The 16,783-nt window shown below is 42.8% G+C and carries 17 protein-coding genes; 12 read left to right on the forward strand and 5 right to left on the reverse strand.

Annotated features, from left to right (window positions below; genetic code table 11):
• Positions 1 to 28 precede the first annotated feature (28 nt).
• From KDU71_RS05945 to KDU71_RS05955, 3 genes are read right to left on the reverse strand one after another with little or no spacing between them, the layout of a single operon-like run.
• Positions 29 to 1,006, reverse strand: a complete 978-nt coding sequence (locus KDU71_RS05945; RefSeq protein ID WP_212188997.1) for a PspC domain-containing protein — start codon at positions 1,004 to 1,006, stop codon at positions 29 to 31.
• On the reverse strand, positions 1,003 to 1,347 hold the full coding sequence (locus tag KDU71_RS05950) for a PadR family transcriptional regulator (protein WP_212188998.1): 345 nt from the start codon (positions 1,345 to 1,347) through the stop codon (positions 1,003 to 1,005). Before KDU71_RS05950 ends, KDU71_RS05945 begins: the two co-directional genes overlap by 4 nt.
• 25 nt (positions 1,348 to 1,372) lie before the next feature.
• On the reverse strand, positions 1,373 to 1,648 hold the full coding sequence (locus KDU71_RS05955; RefSeq protein WP_212188999.1) for a hypothetical protein: 276 nt from the start codon (positions 1,646 to 1,648) through the stop codon (positions 1,373 to 1,375).
• 137 nt (positions 1,649 to 1,785) lie between these two features.
• On the opposite strand from KDU71_RS05955, the gene KDU71_RS05960 reads away from it, so the two are divergent.
• The 7 genes from KDU71_RS05960 to KDU71_RS05990 all read left to right on the forward strand — a co-directional run bounded on the left by KDU71_RS05960 (position 1,786) and on the right by KDU71_RS05990 (position 7,585).
• Positions 1,786 to 2,298 (forward strand): YqaA family protein, encoded by a 513-nt coding sequence (locus KDU71_RS05960; RefSeq protein ID WP_244828229.1) that lies wholly within the window; start codon positions 1,786 to 1,788, stop codon positions 2,296 to 2,298.
• 221 nt (positions 2,299 to 2,519) lie between these two features.
• Positions 2,520 to 3,605 (forward strand): tryptophan--tRNA ligase, encoded by a 1,086-nt coding sequence (trpS, locus tag KDU71_RS05965; protein WP_212189000.1) that lies wholly within the window; start codon positions 2,520 to 2,522, stop codon positions 3,603 to 3,605.
• Between the two features lie 149 nt (positions 3,606 to 3,754).
• On the forward strand, positions 3,755 to 4,093 hold the full coding sequence (locus tag KDU71_RS05970) for an ArsR/SmtB family transcription factor (RefSeq protein WP_212189001.1): 339 nt from the start codon (positions 3,755 to 3,757) through the stop codon (positions 4,091 to 4,093).
• A 22-nt stretch (positions 4,094 to 4,115) separates the two neighbouring features.
• Entirely contained in the window at positions 4,116 to 4,538 is a 423-nt protein-coding gene (locus KDU71_RS05975; RefSeq protein WP_212189002.1) for an arsenate reductase ArsC, read from the forward strand.
• Positions 4,539 to 4,541: 3 nt separating this feature from the next.
• Positions 4,542 to 5,573: an ACR3 family arsenite efflux transporter gene (arsB, locus tag KDU71_RS05980; protein WP_212189003.1), complete on the forward strand. Its 1,032-nt coding sequence runs from the start codon at positions 4,542 to 4,544 to the stop codon at positions 5,571 to 5,573.
• A 96-nt stretch (positions 5,574 to 5,669) separates the two neighbouring features.
• Entirely contained in the window at positions 5,670 to 6,050 is a 381-nt protein-coding gene (locus KDU71_RS05985; RefSeq protein WP_212189004.1) for a hypothetical protein, read from the forward strand.
• 107 nt (positions 6,051 to 6,157) lie between these two features.
• Positions 6,158 to 7,585, forward strand: a complete 1,428-nt coding sequence (locus tag KDU71_RS05990) for a sodium:solute symporter (protein ID WP_212189005.1) — start codon at positions 6,158 to 6,160, stop codon at positions 7,583 to 7,585.
• On the opposite strand, the gene KDU71_RS05995 is transcribed toward KDU71_RS05990, so the two are convergent.
• The gene (locus tag KDU71_RS05995; RefSeq protein WP_212189006.1) at positions 7,582 to 8,700 is read right to left on the reverse strand and encodes a CapA family protein; all 1,119 of its coding nucleotides are present in this window, start codon (positions 8,698 to 8,700) and stop codon (positions 7,582 to 7,584) included. The genes KDU71_RS05990 and KDU71_RS05995 overlap by 4 nt on opposite strands.
• Positions 8,701 to 8,828: 128 nt before the next feature.
• Between KDU71_RS05995 and KDU71_RS06000 the strand changes: the two genes are divergently transcribed.
• From KDU71_RS06000 to KDU71_RS06020, 5 genes are all read left to right on the forward strand, one after another.
• Positions 8,829 to 9,167, forward strand: a complete 339-nt coding sequence (locus KDU71_RS06000) for a MerR family transcriptional regulator (protein WP_212189007.1) — start codon at positions 8,829 to 8,831, stop codon at positions 9,165 to 9,167.
• Between the two features lie 11 nt (positions 9,168 to 9,178).
• Positions 9,179 to 10,273, forward strand: coding sequence for a Nif3-like dinuclear metal center hexameric protein (locus tag KDU71_RS06005; protein ID WP_317195159.1), 1,095 nt, complete (start codon positions 9,179 to 9,181; stop codon positions 10,271 to 10,273).
• 4 nt (positions 10,274 to 10,277) lie between these two features.
• Entirely contained in the window at positions 10,278 to 11,042 is a 765-nt protein-coding gene (locus KDU71_RS06010; RefSeq protein ID WP_212189008.1) for a zinc ribbon domain-containing protein, read from the forward strand.
• 87 nt (positions 11,043 to 11,129) lie between these two features.
• Positions 11,130 to 12,563 carry a tetratricopeptide repeat protein gene (locus tag KDU71_RS06015; RefSeq protein ID WP_212189009.1) on the forward strand — a complete coding sequence of 478 codons (1,434 nt, stop codon included), beginning with the start codon at positions 11,130 to 11,132 and terminating at the stop codon, positions 12,561 to 12,563.
• A gap of 236 nt (positions 12,564 to 12,799) precedes the next feature.
• Positions 12,800 to 14,350 carry a T9SS type A sorting domain-containing protein gene (locus KDU71_RS06020; protein ID WP_212189010.1) on the forward strand — a complete coding sequence of 517 codons (1,551 nt, stop codon included), beginning with the start codon at positions 12,800 to 12,802 and terminating at the stop codon, positions 14,348 to 14,350.
• Positions 14,351 to 14,474: 124 nt separating this feature from the next.
• Here KDU71_RS06020 and KDU71_RS06025 read toward each other — a convergent pair whose 3' ends face one another.
• Entirely contained in the window at positions 14,475 to 16,481 is a 2,007-nt protein-coding gene (locus KDU71_RS06025; RefSeq protein ID WP_212189011.1) for a urocanate hydratase, read from the reverse strand.
• Between the last annotated feature and the right edge of the window lie 302 nt (positions 16,482 to 16,783).

The following is a 16,783-nucleotide window of genomic DNA, read 5'->3' on the forward strand; positions in this document are numbered from 1 at the left end:
TATTATCAAATAATCTCCCTGTTAAGTATTAGCACATGAGCATAAATCCGCCAAACAGCCAGAATAATACCTTCAATGCGAGTGAGCCCAGCAACAAAAATGCAATTAGGTACAACACAATCTTCAGAAAGGTTTTGAATATTAAACCAATGACCAACAGCACAAGCACAAAGGTTAACGCCCCTGGAAAAAAGATATGATTAAAGGTGGGCACCACATGGTGACTAAAACCTGTAAATACTGCTGCAGGACCATAAAACACCCCATGCCAGTCGGGCATATTAAATAGCAAAGCAGCACCAACTACAGCCAGAATAATAAAGATGGTCGTTTTTTCACTCTTTGAGAAGCGACTAAAAAAACTCTCTCCCTTTTTATAGGTTTTCGATTCTTTAAAATGACCAAACTTCTTCTTTACCTCATCATACTCATCGCGAATGCTACGTTCAATGTTTTCGATGGTAATCCGTTCACCCCGCATTTGCAGTTTTTGAGCCGTGGTACGTGCAGGTGGTAGTGCTATCCAAAGTATAATATAAATAAGCGGAATACCTCCCCAGGTAAGTACGGTAAGGATGACAAAGAGTACGCGTACCAGTACCACATCAATACCAAAGTAAGCTGCTATACCAGCACATACACCACCAAGCACTCTGTTATCAATGTCGCGGTAGAAGCGACGACTGGCTTTGCGGAATACCATTGTGGTTGGAGGCGTATAGCTTTTCTGCTCTTCTCCTTCTCCGTCCTCAAACTGCTCTGGTTCGCCCATTGTAGCAATGACTTCATCAACCATCTCCAATGTTACAACACCTGTTTCGCGGTTAATGCGTTCATTAAATATCTCGGCAACACGGCTTTCAATATCAGAGATAATCTCATCACCACTCTCCTGCGAACGAAAAGTTGTCTCAATTTTATCGAGGTAGCTTCGAAGGCGTGTGTAGGCATCCTCATCTATATAGAACATGTGCCCACTAATATTGATTGTTACAGTCTTGTTCATTGTTCGGTTACGTTTTTGGTTTGATGTATTAATTCAACGGCGTTGACCAGCGCCTGCCATGAGGCATCCATTTCGCCTAAAAAGGTTCTGCCTTCATCGGTAAGTGCATAGTATTTACGGGGTGGTCCCTGGGTCGACTCTTCCCAGCGATAGCTAAGAAGTTTAGCGTTCTTGAGTCGCGTCAAAAGCGGATATAGTGTTCCCTCCACAACAATCATCTTTGCTTCCTTCAACTGATTGATGATGTCTGAAGCATAGGCATCGTTGTTAGACAGGATGAGCAATATACAATACTCTAAAACTCCCTTCCGCATTTGCGCTTTTGCATTTTCTACATTCATTCTCCCGGTTTTATAGAGTTACTTGTTATAGTTTACTTATGATATGATTCTTAAATAAAAAGGCATGTTCCAGATTGGCCTTACTGGTAGCTTTAACTTTTGTATCAGCACTGTTCTTTCGCTTCACCTCAGCTTTCGCCTTCTTCACATCCTGCTTTTTCTCAACTACAGGCTTCTCCTGTTCCACAATTTTACAAGTATCAGGCTTCTCGGTTTGCGCCAGCATTCCAGCCGAAATACAAAATAGCGCGGCAGCTATCAGTGATAATCGTTGGGTGGATAATGATCTTAAAAGTAACATGACTAATAATACTATCTTAAACAATGAATTTGGTATAACAAATATACAGTCATTAAATGGTACTTTGCAATACATAGTACCATATTTTTTTGAATTATTTTTGTTAAAATCTCTGAAAGTCTTTTAAATAAAGGATTTTGCAGCAACAATATTTTTATGGCGATACACTAATTTTCTTACTTTTGTGCCTCAAAAACTATAAAATGCTGTTTGAATCGGGATATTTTGCGTTGTTTTTAGCCTCATTTTTGGCTGCTACAGTGGTACCATTTAGCTCCGAAGCTCTTTTGTCGGGCATGCTGGCCACCAACTACAACCTGTATTGGTGCCTGGGACTGGCCACACTGGGCAACTGGCTGGGCGGTATGAGTTCTTATGGACTAGGCTGGCTGGGCAAAACAAAATGGATTGAGAAATACCTGAAGATTAAACACCAGCAGATAGAGAAAACCCGAAAAATGGTAAGTGGCAAAGAGCTTTGGATCGCCCTTTTTTGCTGGCTGCCAGGTGTGGGCGATGTTATTGCCGTAATATTAGGCTTGTTGAAAGTTAATGTTTGGCTGGTGAGTATTGGCATGTTTATCGGGAAACTCATCCGATATGTTGTATGGGCACTTATCACACTAAAGGTCATTACCTGGATAAGCTAATTCAGTATACAGATGATTTTGCCTACACCTGCAAAGCTAAGAGAATAAATAATTTTCAAATCATCACAATTTTCCCCATTTTTGCAGCTCTTTATTAAGAGATTAGACTGTTAGACGATAGCCAAAAGAAAATAAACTGATTGACAATATCCAAATCAGAACAGATTTCATAAAGCTATCTCATAGCTGAATTATAAAAACATTGATAAAATAAGTTCCAGATGGCAGAAGAAAATATAAGTGAAGCAATCAACGCTTCATTCGAAAGAGCTGTTCAGAAGAGTAATGAGTTAGAAGCTGATTTGCAGCTAAATCCGGAAAAGCACCGGGTATTAACAGGCGACCGTCCAACTGGCAACCTGCACATAGGACACTATTTTGGTTCGTTGCAAAACAGGGTGCGTTTACAAAACCTGGGTGTTGAAACATTTATTGTCATTGCCGACTACCAGGTATTGACCGATCGCGATGTGTTTAAGGACATCTCAAAATTTGTTCTGGAACTGACCATCGATTATTTAGCCTGTGGTTTAGACCCACATAAATTTAAGACGCATATTTTCCCGCACAGTCATATTCCTGAATTGAACCAGTTGCTGGTACCTTTCCTGTCATTGGTTTCTAATTCTGAATTGAGTAAGAACCCAACCATTAAAGAAGAGATTCAGGCTTCGGGACAAAATGTGATTAATGCTGGCATGTATACTTATCCGGTACACCAGGCAGCCGATATCTTATTCTGCAAGAGCGATGTGGTACCCGTTGGAAAAGACCAGCTGCCACACATTGAATTAACCAGAAACATTGCCAAACGTTTCAACAAGAAATTTAAAGCTCGTGTTTTCAGAGAGCCAACCGGCTTATTGAGTGAAACACCAATGATTCTTGGACTGGATGGTGGCCAAAAGATGAGTAAGAGCCGCAACAACACCATCATGATTAAAGCAACTGAAGACGAAACCATGAAAGCGGTGAAGTCGGCTAAAACTGATTCGGAAAGATTGATCACCTACGATCCTGATAATCGCCCCGAAGTGGCCAATCTGCTGCGCATTGCTGCGCTGGCTTCGGGCGGAACACCTCAAAACCTGGCGGCTGAGATTGGGGACCAGGGTGCCGGCAAACTGAAGCAAATTGTTACTGAATCGATTAACGAACACTTCAGGGAAATTCGTCAGCGACGCGCCCACCTGGAGAACAATTTAGACTTTGTAAAAAGCATCCTTCGCGAGGGCATTGCCGAATCGCGTAATGTAGCGCAGAAAACACTGGAAGAAGTACGCGCAGCCATGAATATGGACATCTAGAAATCAACAGCATCAAAATAAAGATGAAAGGGAGGCACATGCTTCCCTTTTTTAGTGCCCGAATGTTAAAAAATTATTAAATCTCCTTCTGACGTGTTTTTACGTCAATAGCATGACGTATTTTTGCGTCAGAATTTTCAGTTAGTAGTATGTCACAAGCAAAAAACAACTTATTTGACGATCACCTGCAGGATTTGGCACTTATATTCAAAGCCTTAGGCCATCCGGCACGTTTGCAAATCCTAAAATTCTTAGGCACCCGCAACACTTGCTACTCAGGCGATATATCCGAAATAATACCTCTTGGCCGAACAACGGTCAATCAGCATCTGACCGAATTAAAAAAGGCCGGATTGATTAAAGGGACAACACGTGGCGCAAAAACCAACTACTGTCTTAACCCTGAAGGCATTCAGAAACTCACTAACTGTGGTGTATCATTTTGCAACGAGCTACAGCTTGATGCGTGTGAAACCAAAGTGTGTTAATCATCAATAAAAAAAACAGATAATGAAAGTATTGATTTTATGTACTGGTAACAGCTGTCGCAGTCAGATGGCACATGGATTTTTACAGTCTTTTGACCAAAACATTGAGGTGTTTTCAGCAGGTACCGAAGCTTCAGGTAAACTAAATGCTAAAGCAGTGCAGGTAATGCAAGAGATAGGCATTGATATCAGTGGCCACACCAGCGACTCAGTGCAGAAATACCTGAACGATGAGTGGGACTACGTAATTACTGTTTGTGGAGGAGCCAACGAATCGTGCCCTGCATTCAGTGGTAAAGTAAAGCATCGTTTACATATTGGCTTTGATGATCCATCACATGCCCAGGGAAGCGATGAATTTATCATGAGTGAATTTCATCGTGTGCGTGACGAGATTAAAGACGGTTTCTACAAATTCTATCTGGAAAATATCAAACAAGCCTAACGCATGTCTGACAATAAAAAACAAATCGGCTTCTTTGAGAAGTACCTGACCCTGTGGGTGGCACTTTGCATTGGTGGCGGTATTTTAATCGGCCATTTCTTTGGCGATACAGTTTCGGTTTTAAGCAGCCTGGAAGTATCGGGTGTAAATATCTTGGTGGCTATACTGGTATGGCTCATGATTTACCCCATGATGCTGCAGGTAGATTTCACCAGTATCAAAAATGTGGGAAAACGCCCCAAAGGCCTGATCCTGACACTGGTTGTTAACTGGCTGATCAAACCATTTACAATGGCATTCTTTGCCTGGATATTCTTCAGCAAATTATATGGTGCATTCATAGAGCCAGAGCTGGCCGGTGAATACATTGCGGGCGCCATCCTGTTAGGCGCAGCTCCATGCACGGCCATGGTGTTTGTATGGTCGTACCTTACTGATGGCGACCCTAACTACACACTGGTACAGGTGTCGGTGAATGACCTTATTATATTGGTGGCCTTTGTGCCAATAGTTGGTTTTTTGCTGGGCATCACCAATGTTACCATCCCTTATGATACGCTGGTGACCAGTGTGGTCATCTTTGTGGTGGTTCCTTTACTGGCTGGCACCTTTACCAACCGTTACCTCATTAAGCGCCATGGACAAGAATGGTTCACACAAGCATTCTTACCAAAGTTTAAGCCGGTAAGTATTTTTGCTTTGCTGGCCACATTGGTCTTGCTGTTTGCGTTTCAGGGGCACAATATCACACAAAACCCCTTGATCATTCTTTTGGTAGCTATCCCCCTAATTATTCAGACCTATTTCATCTTTTTCATTGCCTGGTTTGGGGGTCGCAAGCTGAAGCTTCCACACGCTGTGTGCTCACCTGCATCCATGATTGGCGCCAGCAACTTTTTTGAATTAGCCGTGGCGGTAGCCATTGCACTGTTTGGCTTACAGTCACCGGCAGCATTGGTAACCGTAGTGGGTGTATTGGTTGAAGTACCGGTTATGCTATCCTTAGTAGCATTAGCAAATAAATGGAAATATTAAAAAAAACAGATAGATAACAGTCAGTGGTTAGTAGTAAAGAATGTTAAACTACTAACCACTGACTAATAACTACTGACTTATTATTATTTTTGCAGCATGATTTATTTATTGGCTGGCATAGTAGTGGCGTTAGTAGTGGCTTTCATCTTTTCACGAAAGTCAGGTACTGATGCAGAAGAACAAACCATTGTGGCTGATGACTGTTGTGGGGCACATGAAGTATGTGAAGCCGACAGCCTGCTCAGCAGCAGCGATAAAGCCGAATATTACGAAGATGAGGAGCTGGACAGCTATCAAGCCAAACAAGCCAACAGCTATTCTGATGAAGAAATTGAGCAGTTCAGAGAAGTACTGTTTACCCTTAAGGAGCGCGAAGTGGCAGGCTGGCTTAAAAGCCTTCAAATAAGAGGCATCAATCCACCAGATATCATCCGGGAAGAAGCACTAATGATTGTAGCCGACAGAAGAGGCCTGTAATAATACGTGTCACCTCAATCACAAGCATCTCGATCACCAACAACAGATGCCTGACCTCTTAACTTACCAACTTATCTTATATCTTAGTGCTGTAAAATTCAGAACCAATGAATCCAGCATTAACAGCCACTATCATAGCCAGCTATTTTGGCCTTTTAATCCTTATTTCCTTTTTAACCAGCAAAAAGGCCGATAACGATACCTTCTTCAGAGGCAATAAGCAATCGCCCTGGTACATAGTATCCATCGGAATGATTGGGGCATCATTGTCTGGTGTTACCTTTATATCAGTACCCGGATGGGTGGGTTCAACCGGTTTGACCTATATGCAGATGGTATTTGGCTATTTCCTGGGATACCTGGTGATTGCTCATATTCTACTGCCACTATACTATCGTCTTAACCTCACGTCTATTTATACCTACCTTGATAAACGTTTTGGATTCTGGTCGTATAAGTCGGGTGCGGCCTTGTTCCTGTTGTCGCGTACCATCGGTGCGTCAGCTCGTCTCTACCTCATGGCCAATGTGCTGCAAATAGCAGTTTTTGATGCCTTCAATATTTCCTTTGAAATAACCGTGCTGGTGACCATATTGCTAATTTGGCTCTACACCTTTCGCGGAGGTATCAAAACTATTATCTGGACTGATACTTTACAAACGCTTTTTATGCTGCTAAGCGTAGGTATCACAGTTGTGGTTATTGCCAAAACCATGAACCTGTCTTTTAGTGGCATGATATCGGCCATTGCCAATAGCGAATACTCACAGCTATTTGAGTTCAGCGATCTTTCGTCGAAACAGCACTTTATCAAGCAGTTTTTCTCAGGTGCTTTTATCACCATTGTCATGACCGGGCTGGACCAGGATATGATGCAAAAGAACCTAACCTGCCGTAACCTGAAAGATGCACAAAAGAATATGCATTGGTATGGTTTCTCATTCGTTCCTGTAAACCTGCTGTTCTTGAGTCTGGGCGTGCTTTTGTTTATGTTTGCTGCCAACCAAGGCATCGCCATACCTGAGCGCTCAGATGACTTGTTCCCAATAATAGCAACTGGCGGCTATCTGCCTAAAATTGTGGGCGTGTTCTTTATGTTGGGATTGGTGGCGGCTGCCTATTCAAGTGCCGACTCGGCTTTAACATCGCTCACCACCTCCTTTTCGGTAGATATATTAAATATTGAAAAGAAGGATGAAGCGCAAGCCAAACGCACTCGTTTTAAGGTACATATCGGATTCAGCCTTTTGCTGGCTTTTGTAATATTGTTATTCAGAGCTTTTAACAACGACAGCGTGATCAGTACTGTATTTAACCTGGCCGGTTATACCTATGGGCCACTACTGGGTTTGTATGCATTCGGTTTATTCACCAAATTCAAAGTACACGACAGCTTAGTGCCCATCATAGCCATACTGTCTCCAGTCATCATTGGCATACTGGACTACAACTATACCATCGGTTTTGAAAAGCTGATCTACAACGGTGCCATTGCTTTTATTGGGCTGCTGCTTATCATCAAATATAAGGACTAGAGTCGTTCGGGTACCTCTACCTGGTAATTAGTTAATCCGATGCCCTTGCCTCGAAGAGGTGATTCAAATGGCATGTAGAAATCACCATCATCATCAATGAGTAAACGATGGTTTAGTTCAGGGAAATCTATTTTGGTAAGATCTCGCATCTTGTACACCACCGCATTTCCAGGATCACGTAAAGTACCTTTCCCCTTAATCTGATAGAAGGCATGGATTTTACCCTTAACGAAAGAGCCATCGCTGTTGGTCCACACCTGTACCACTGGCGATAAGGCATTAGGACCGGAAAGGTTAAACCTGCTGTAGGTACAGAAGTTACCCAAACTGTAGGCAATAAATCGATTTTTATAAATCTCAATGGAACGAGGCACATGTGGGCCATGTCCAAAAACAATATCTGCACCGGCATCAATCACGGCATGGGCAAAAGCATACACGTTACCTCTGTTTTCGCCGTAGAAAGTCTCTGTTTCTCTTGTAACATGCATATGCGCTCTACCTTCGGCGCCTCCATGAAAAGATACTATCACATAATCACACTGTGCATCCAACTCCTCAACAATACGCACAGCACCTGCAATGTCGCCAATTTGAGCCGTTCCGGTGTTGGGAGCAAATGCACACATACCTATCAGTTGTCCGTTTATTTCCTTTATTACAGAAGGCTTATCCATTAAACCGGCAAAAGCAATATCCAGGCTATCCAACAGCTTGCGGGTTGTTTTGAGTCCGGCTGGTCCAAAATCCCTAATATGGTTATTGGCAACACTCACAAAGTCAAACCCTACCTTTTGCAATACCGGCGCATAGCGTGTGGGTGTTTTAAAGGCATAGCACTTCGTGATGTCCTTACAGCGCTTAAATACATCCCCTTCATCCAGGAAAGCACCTTCCAGGTTACCGAACACCACATCGGCCTCGGCAAATACCGGTGCCACCTCATGTAGCAGCGGCCAGGGATCATCATTCGGTGGTAAATAATCGGCAGATGGGAAGTGCGTGCCCAACATCATATCCCCTACTCCAATAAACGACAATCCGCTATTCTGTTGCGCAAAGCCTGAAATAATGATACCAAACACACCAATCAAAAGCAGGGATAATTTTTGCATAATCTAAATATTAGGATGCTAAAGATACAATTTTGGAACCAAGGCGAATGGCCACCATTTGGCTTTTCGCGAAAATACCGCTAATATTGTGTTAGCGCATTTCAAAACTACGTAGTAAAAATTATATCATGCCTTACAAAGAGCAAAAAGTTGAGAGATTGTTCTATTCCATTGGTGAGGTGGCCGAGATGTTTAATGTGAACACTTCGCTCATCCGCTTCTGGGAAAAAGAGTTTGACATCATCAAGCCTCATAAAAACAAAAAAGGCAACCGCCTGTTTACTCCAAAGGATGTAGAAAACTTCCACCTTATATTTCACCTGGTGAAGGAAAAAGGAATGACTCTTAAAGGCGCTCAAAAAAAGCTGAAAGAAAACCATGACGATACGGTTAATAACTTCGAAGTGGTATCAAAGCTGAAAGACATTAGGGAGTTACTGGTGGAAATCCGTGATAATATAGATTAAGACAGTCAATTGTGCAGATTCAGAATATTTTAAACGAACTGGAGCAGTTCGCCCCTTCAGCCTTAAAGGAAGATTTTGATAACGTTGGCCTGCTGGTGGGCAATGCCGCCGCAGAGGCAACCGGTGTACTTATCACTTTGGATATTACAGAAAAGGTAATGGATGAAGCCATTGACCTGGGCTGTAACCTGGTGGTAGCCCATCATCCGATTATGCTTTCGGGACTAAAAAAAATAAATGGCCACAACGCTACCGAGCGCATCGTTATCAAAGCCATACAACACAACATTGCCATTTATGCGTCACACACCAATGCCGACTCGGTGATTAACGGGGTGAGTGGCCGCATGTGTGAAAAACTGGGACTCCAGAACTGTAAAATACTTGCTCCCAAGAAAGAGAGCTTGCTTAAGTTGGTAACATTTGTACCTGCCGACCATGCTGAAAAAGTGCGCGAAGCTGTTTTTGCTGCCGGTGCCGGTCAAATTGGTAATTATGACGCCTGCAGCTACAATGTAAATGGACAAGGTACCTTCAGAGCCGGTGACAACACCAAGCCGTATGTGGGTGAAAAAGGACAAATTCATACGGAAGCTGAAGTGCGGGTAGAAACCATTTTGCCTGCTTACCTGAAGGGGAAAGTGGTAAGTGCCCTGTGGAAAGCTCATCCTTACGAAGAAGTAGCCTACGACCTTTACCCATTGGCCAATGAATGGCCCTCTGCCGGAATAGGTATGGTGGGCGATTTACCCGATGAAGTTGATGAAGCCACGTTTCTTAACAGGATTAAAAACACCTTTAAAGCCAAATGCATACGCTATACCAATTTGCTAAACAAACCCGTCAGACGTGTGGCTGTATGTGGTGGTTCGGGCAGCTTCCTGTTAGGTAAAGCCATAGCCGAAAAAGCAGATGTGTTTATTACCGGTGATTTTAAATACCATCAGTTTGCCGATGCCGAAGACCGGATTTTAATTGCTGATATCGGACATTTTGAGAGCGAACAGTACACTAAAGAAGTTTTTTTTGAGTTACTTACAAAAAAATTCTCTAATTTTGCAATCCATTTATCAAACGTGAATACCAATCCCGTAAATTATTTATAACAGCATGGCAACAAATTCAAAAGCAAATGCACCAGAAATGACGGTAGAGGAAAGATTAAAAGCTCTTTATGACCTTCAGAGTGTGGAGTCGTCGATCGACAAGATTCGTACGTTAAGAGGAGAACTTCCTTTGGAAGTGCAGGATTTGGAGGACGAAATTGAGGGGCTTGATACCCGTATGGCCAACCTTGATGGGGAGGTTAAGAAATTAAATGACGCCATCCTGAGTAAGAAAAACGAGATTAAAGAAGCTGACTTATTAATTAAGAAATATGAGGCTCAGCAAGGCAACGTGCGTAACAACCGCGAGTTCGATTCTTTATCTAAAGAGATTGAGTTCCAGAAGCTGGAGATTGAGCTTTGCGAAAAACGCATTAAAGAGTTCACTGTTGAACTGAAGAATAAGAAAGAAATTGGCGAGTCATCTAAAACTCTTTTAGATGAGCGTAAAGCTGACCTGGATGCCAAGAAGAAAGAACTGGAAGAAATTGTTGGTGAAACTCAGGTTGAAGAGGAACGACTGATTCAGAAATCATCTGACATTATGAACGTTATTCCGGAACGTCTTCAGGTAGCCTTTAAGCGTATCCGCAAGAATGCTCGCAACGGCTTGGCTGTTGTAACTGTTGAACGTGATGCATGTGGTGGTTGCTTTAACAAAATTCCACCTCAGCGCCAGATGGATATCGCTTCTCGCAAGAAGATTATTGTATGTGAGTACTGTGGCCGTATTTTGGTTGACGGTGCCATGGGTGATACTGCAGAATAAGCCTATTCGTAAGAGATATTTAGCAGCCGGACTTGTTCCGGCTGTTTTTGTTTATAGCTTTTGCTATTTTTAATGCAAAACAAACGCATGAAACACATCCTGACCGGTATCTTTATTACAGCATTTGCACTGCAACTTAGCGGGCAATCTGCCTATCTGCTGTCAACCCAAGGTCAGGAAACCCTGAATCGAATCTACCAGACGCCACAGGGTAACTTACATCTCTTCGAAAGCAGGAATAACCCATCCATTGAAGATGAATACCTGCGTCTCTACGGTCATTTTATGGCCCATCAGACCAATGAGCAACTGGTTCATGCGAATTTCTTTCATCAAGGACTAAAACACTTCGAAACTCATTTTAATGATGATGAGCGCTTTCATTTAATGCAGGTCACACTCCTTATCCAACAAAGTTTGTTGTATTGGAGTAACGAAGCCTACACCGATGGCGTGCGTGCTTTTTACAAAGCCCATCGACTGTTTGCGAGAGCCGATAGGGCCAATTTTAAATATGACTACGATAAGATAAAAGGCCTGTTTAATGTATTCCTGAGTCAGATACCCGAGCAGTACCGTTTCTGGGCTTCACTATTCGGATTACAAGGGGATGCTGACAAAGGGTTACAACTGCTTAAAATTAACTTACAAAATAGTCATCTTAACGAAGGTGCCAGACAGGAAGCATTGGTGGCCTACTCCTACTGCCTGCTTAAATTTGGCGAACCAGACAAAACAGAAATCATTCAGTTAATGGCTTCTTCTCAAGAACTTCACTCGCCAGTTTTATCATTCGTTATAGCATCTTTAGCTATTAAAAAGCAAATGGGTTATGAAGGCTTAAGCTATGTTGAAAATCTTCCTGATAAGTATTTTCAGGTCTTTCCGTTGATGAACCATGTAAAAGGCCGCTTATTATTAAATCAATTGGATAGTGCAGCCACCAACTCTCTGCAGACTTTTACCAGACTTCACAAAGGACAATCCTTTCGGACCGATGCCCTGATGCGTCAGGCCTGGTGGTGGCATATCCAGCAGAATGCAAACAAGCGGGATAGCCTGATAATGCTGGCGAAGCAACAAACCATCTTCCCAACATCCAACGACAAGCAAGCCCAAAAAGAGTTAGCCGCATTGCCAGATGAGCCTGTAGCCTTGCTTAAAGCACGCTTGCTATTTGATGGCGGCTATTATGAGAAAGCACAAGCAGCATTGATGTCTTCAAACACTTCACAGTTGAGCACATACTATTTACCGGAGTACCATTATCGGCTGGGGCGCATCCATCAGGCACTAAATAAGCACCTGGATGCACAGAAACACTACGATATAGTCATTAGTTTATGCCAGGATGATAAGCGCTATATAGGCCCATATGCTGCAATAGAGTCGGCTAAAATATATTTGAGCCAAAATGATAGTACCAAAGCGCAGCAATACCTCCAGCAGGCGCATCAACTAAACACCGGAGAGTACAAGCAAGACATTTCCCGCACCATTGCCTCTTTGATTAAGCAATAAGTACTGCTGCGCATAACATAAACTTAACACTCCGCATTAATTCTTTCGAGACTGCCAGTCAATACTATAAATTGCCTGATCAACCGCGAGCTCGCAGCTGGCGATACAACTAGACCTACTAGTCTATATATTCTTAATAATTACTTAATATTTAAGTTCTTAAATCACCTCCATTCATACTATTTTTGTTTATATTCGTATTGACATTTTTTTCTTTTAACCTAAAACACATTTATATGAAAAAGTTTTTACTCTTTTTTGCCTCCTTTTTAATGCTCTCCTTGGCTGGAGTAGACGGTCAAAATCTATTAGTTAATGGTGATTTTGAGAATTGGGATGACGCTTCAACACCTACAGGATGGACAAAAGCCGAAAATGTTGCTCAGGAAACTACAATAATTCAAAGCGGTTCATCTGCTGTCAAGCAAATAGCAGATGGCACAAAGGATATAGCCCAGACTATTGCAGTAACCGAGGGACAAACCTACAGAATATCTCTATGGTATTATATTGAGTCTGGTGACGGCACTGATGCTAGAATCTGGTCTTACTGGAAAGATGCCAGTGGCACGGTTACAAATAATGCAAACGAATTAAGAGGGCCAAACGATGCCTATTTTCCGGATGAGAAAGGTGAGTGGAAGAATTATGAAATAGTATTAACTGCTCCAACAGGGGTTATTGAGTTATCATTTGAAGTTAGAGCTTATGGAACAGCTGTTGTTTATTGGGATAACTTTGTTGTGGAAGAATATACTCCAACAGGTACATTAGAATTAACAACTCCAAATGGAGGTGAATCATACGATACAGGTCAACAAGTTCAATTTGCCTGGAACTCAACAAATGTATCGTCTGTATATTTTGAGATTCTTGGTGATGGAGGTTCGTGGGAACCAATTACTGATAATATTCCTTCAGTAGATGGAGCCAACACTTACGATTTTACTATTCCAGCTAATGCTTGGGGGTGGGATCAATATAAATTAAGAGTAGTTGATGCCTCAGCTCCTTCAATTAATGATGAATCTGATGCTGTCTTTACTGTTGTTGGTCATGACGTAGAGTTATTATGGGAAGACTTTGGTGGGGGAACATTAGGTAGTTTTGACGAAGTTTCAGTTTCTGGAACCAATACTTGGATTGCCGATGAATATTCCGGTACAACTTTCGCCAAGATGTCGGGAAATAATAATGGCATTAATGAGGATTGGCTAATTTCATCAGCTATCAATCTTGATAATTCGACAGATGAAATTCTTGAATTCCAAACTGCATGTAATTATTCTGGCGATGACATTGTTGTAAAATATTCAATAGATTATGACGGCCAGGGCGATCCTTCAACGGCTACCTGGACTGAGTTCCCAGCATATACGCTTTCAGCTGGAAGTTGGGCGTGGACACACTCTGGATATATTGATTTAGGTTCCATCACAGGAAGTATACATGTTGCTTTTATCTTCACTTGCTCTGAAACAGCATCAAAAACATGGGAAGTAACTGATATATATGTTTCTGGTATCAATGATAGTTCAACCAGCGTGGATAGCCAAAAGGCATCTGAAGTTGTTATCAGTCCAAACCCATTTAGTAATGAGTTATACATAAAGGGAACAAAAGAACTACAAAACATCATCCTATTTAATACAGCCGGACAAGTCGTTATGAACAACCAGTCAGGCAGTAAACGTGTAAGCACAGCAAACCTACCAAAGGGTATGTATATTGTACAAGTGAAATTTATGGATGGTACATCAACTACTCAAAAAGTAATTAAGAAATAAGAATTTCCCCTCTAATAATTCAAAAGCTGTCACGCGCTTGTCGCGTGGCAGCTTTTTTTTATTCAAAAAAAGGGCCTGCCCACCGGCAAGCCCCCAACTAAACTATATTAAAGCTAAATGAATCCTAGAATAAGCTGTCGATGAACTTATCGTCAGTGAGATTAGGTATGGTCACCTTTAATTGAGGATTAGCTTCCATCGCACGTTTAATGGCAAAAATAGCGCCATCGTTGCGTGCCCAGCTACGACGTGAGATGCCGTTATTTACATCCCAGAACAGCATGTTGGTCAATCGACGGTGGGCATCATCAGAGCCATCCAGCACCATTCCAAAACCACCGTTCATTACTTCACCCCAGCCTACGCCGCCACCATTGTGGATAGACACCCAGGTAGCGCCACGGAACGAGTCACCAATCACGTTCTGCACGGCCATGTCAGCTGTAAATTGTGAGCCATCGTAAATGTTCGATGTTTCACGGTATGGGCTATCGGTACCCGACACATCGTGGTGGTCGCGACCCAATACCACAGGTGCAGAGATGCGTCCTTCAGCAATAGCTTTATTGAATGCTGCTGCAATGCGCATACGTCCTTCGGCATCGGCATACAGGATGCGTGCCTGCGAACCCACCACCATTTTGTTTTTACCGGCTTCTTTAATCCATAGGATATTATCAGCCATCTGCTGTTGTATCTCAGCGGGCGATTCCTTCATCAACTCTTCCAGTACGTCAGTGGCTATCTGGTCAGTTATTTCCAAATCTTTTGGATCGTTGCTGGCACATACCCAACGGAACGGACCAAAACCGTAATCGAAGCACATAGGCCCCATGATATCCTGCACATACGATGGGTATTTAAAGTCACCCTTCTCATTCAGAATGTCTGCTCCTGCACGGCTCGACTCCAACAAGAAGGCATTGCCATAGTCGAAGAAATACATGCCGTTGCTGGTACACTTGTTCACGGCCGCCACATGACGACGTAAGCTCTCCTGAACTTTCTCTTTAAACTGTTCAGGCTCCTCAGCCATCATTTTGTTTGACTCTTCAAACGATAAGCCAACAGGGTAGTAACCACCTGCCCATGGATTGTGCAATGATGTTTGGTCAGAACCTAAATCAACATGAATACCTTCTTCGGCAAATTTCTCCCAAACATCCACCACGTTACCCTGGTAGGCAATAGACACCACTTCTTTGGCAGCCTTCGCTTTTTCGACACGTGCTACCAGTTCATCCAAATCTTCAATTACCTCATCAACCCAGCCCTGCGAGTGGCGTGTATAAGTTGCTTTTGGATTCACCTCGGCGGTGATACTGATAACACCGGCAATGTTACCGGCTTTAGGCTGAGCGCCTGACATACCGCCCAAACCAGCCGTGATAAACAGCTTACCGGCCAAATCCGTTTTTCCACCTGAAATCTTACGTCCGGCATTTAAAACAGTAATGGTTGTACCATGTACAATACCCTGTGGGCCAATGTACATAAACGAACCAGCGGTCATCTGACCATATTGGGTTACACCCAGAGCATTGAAACGCTCCCAGTCATCAGGCTTGGAATAGTTCGGAATCATCATACCATTGGTTACCACCACGCGTGGTGCATCTTTGTGTGATGGATACAAGCCCATTGGATGCCCCGAATACATCACCAACGTTTGCTCATCGGTCATAGTAGCCAGATACTGCATACATAAGCGGTACTGTGCCCAGTTCTGGAAAACTGCCCCGTTACCTCCGTAAGTAATCAGCTCGTGTGGGTGCTGTGCCACAGCATAATCCAGGTTGTTCTGGATCATCAGCATGATGGCAGCTGCCTGACGTGATTGATGAGGAAATTGATCCAGATGGCGTGCTTTCATCTCATAATCGGGACGCAGGCGATACATATAAATACGTCCGTAAGTATTAAGCTCTTCCAGAAATTCAGGTGCCAGCTCGGCATGATCCTTCTCCGGGAAATACCGTAAGGCATTCTTAAGCGCCAGTTTCTTCTCTTCTTCGGTTAATATCTCCTTGCGCTTTGGCGCATGGTTAATATTTGGCTCATATGCTTTTGGAGCCGGCAACACTTCAGGAATCCCCTCTAAAATTGCTGCCTGAAACGCTTGTGTATCCATATATGGTAAGTTTTAATTTTTCGATTTTGAGCGAAATTACAACCATATTCAGCTTATATACATGACAAAAGGCAAATTGAGTAAAATCAGGTTTTGAAAAGGGCTGATAGCTATTAGCTTCTAGCTGCCAGCACAAAACAATAAGCCTTTCACAGTCTTTCGACTGCTTCTCCATGAAGAGCATTGATTATCGGCATGTAGCTATATTTCTTTTATATCTTCCCCTTGGGGAAGTGCCTGAAAGGCGATGGGGGGAGGTTATAATCAAAAATCACTCGCTAGCGCGGATTTGCAATCCGTGC

Origin of the sequence: Carboxylicivirga sediminis, from assembly GCF_018156225.1 — a bacterium.
In the GTDB taxonomy this organism is placed as follows: domain Bacteria; phylum Bacteroidota; class Bacteroidia; order Bacteroidales; family Marinilabiliaceae; genus Carboxylicivirga; species Carboxylicivirga sediminis.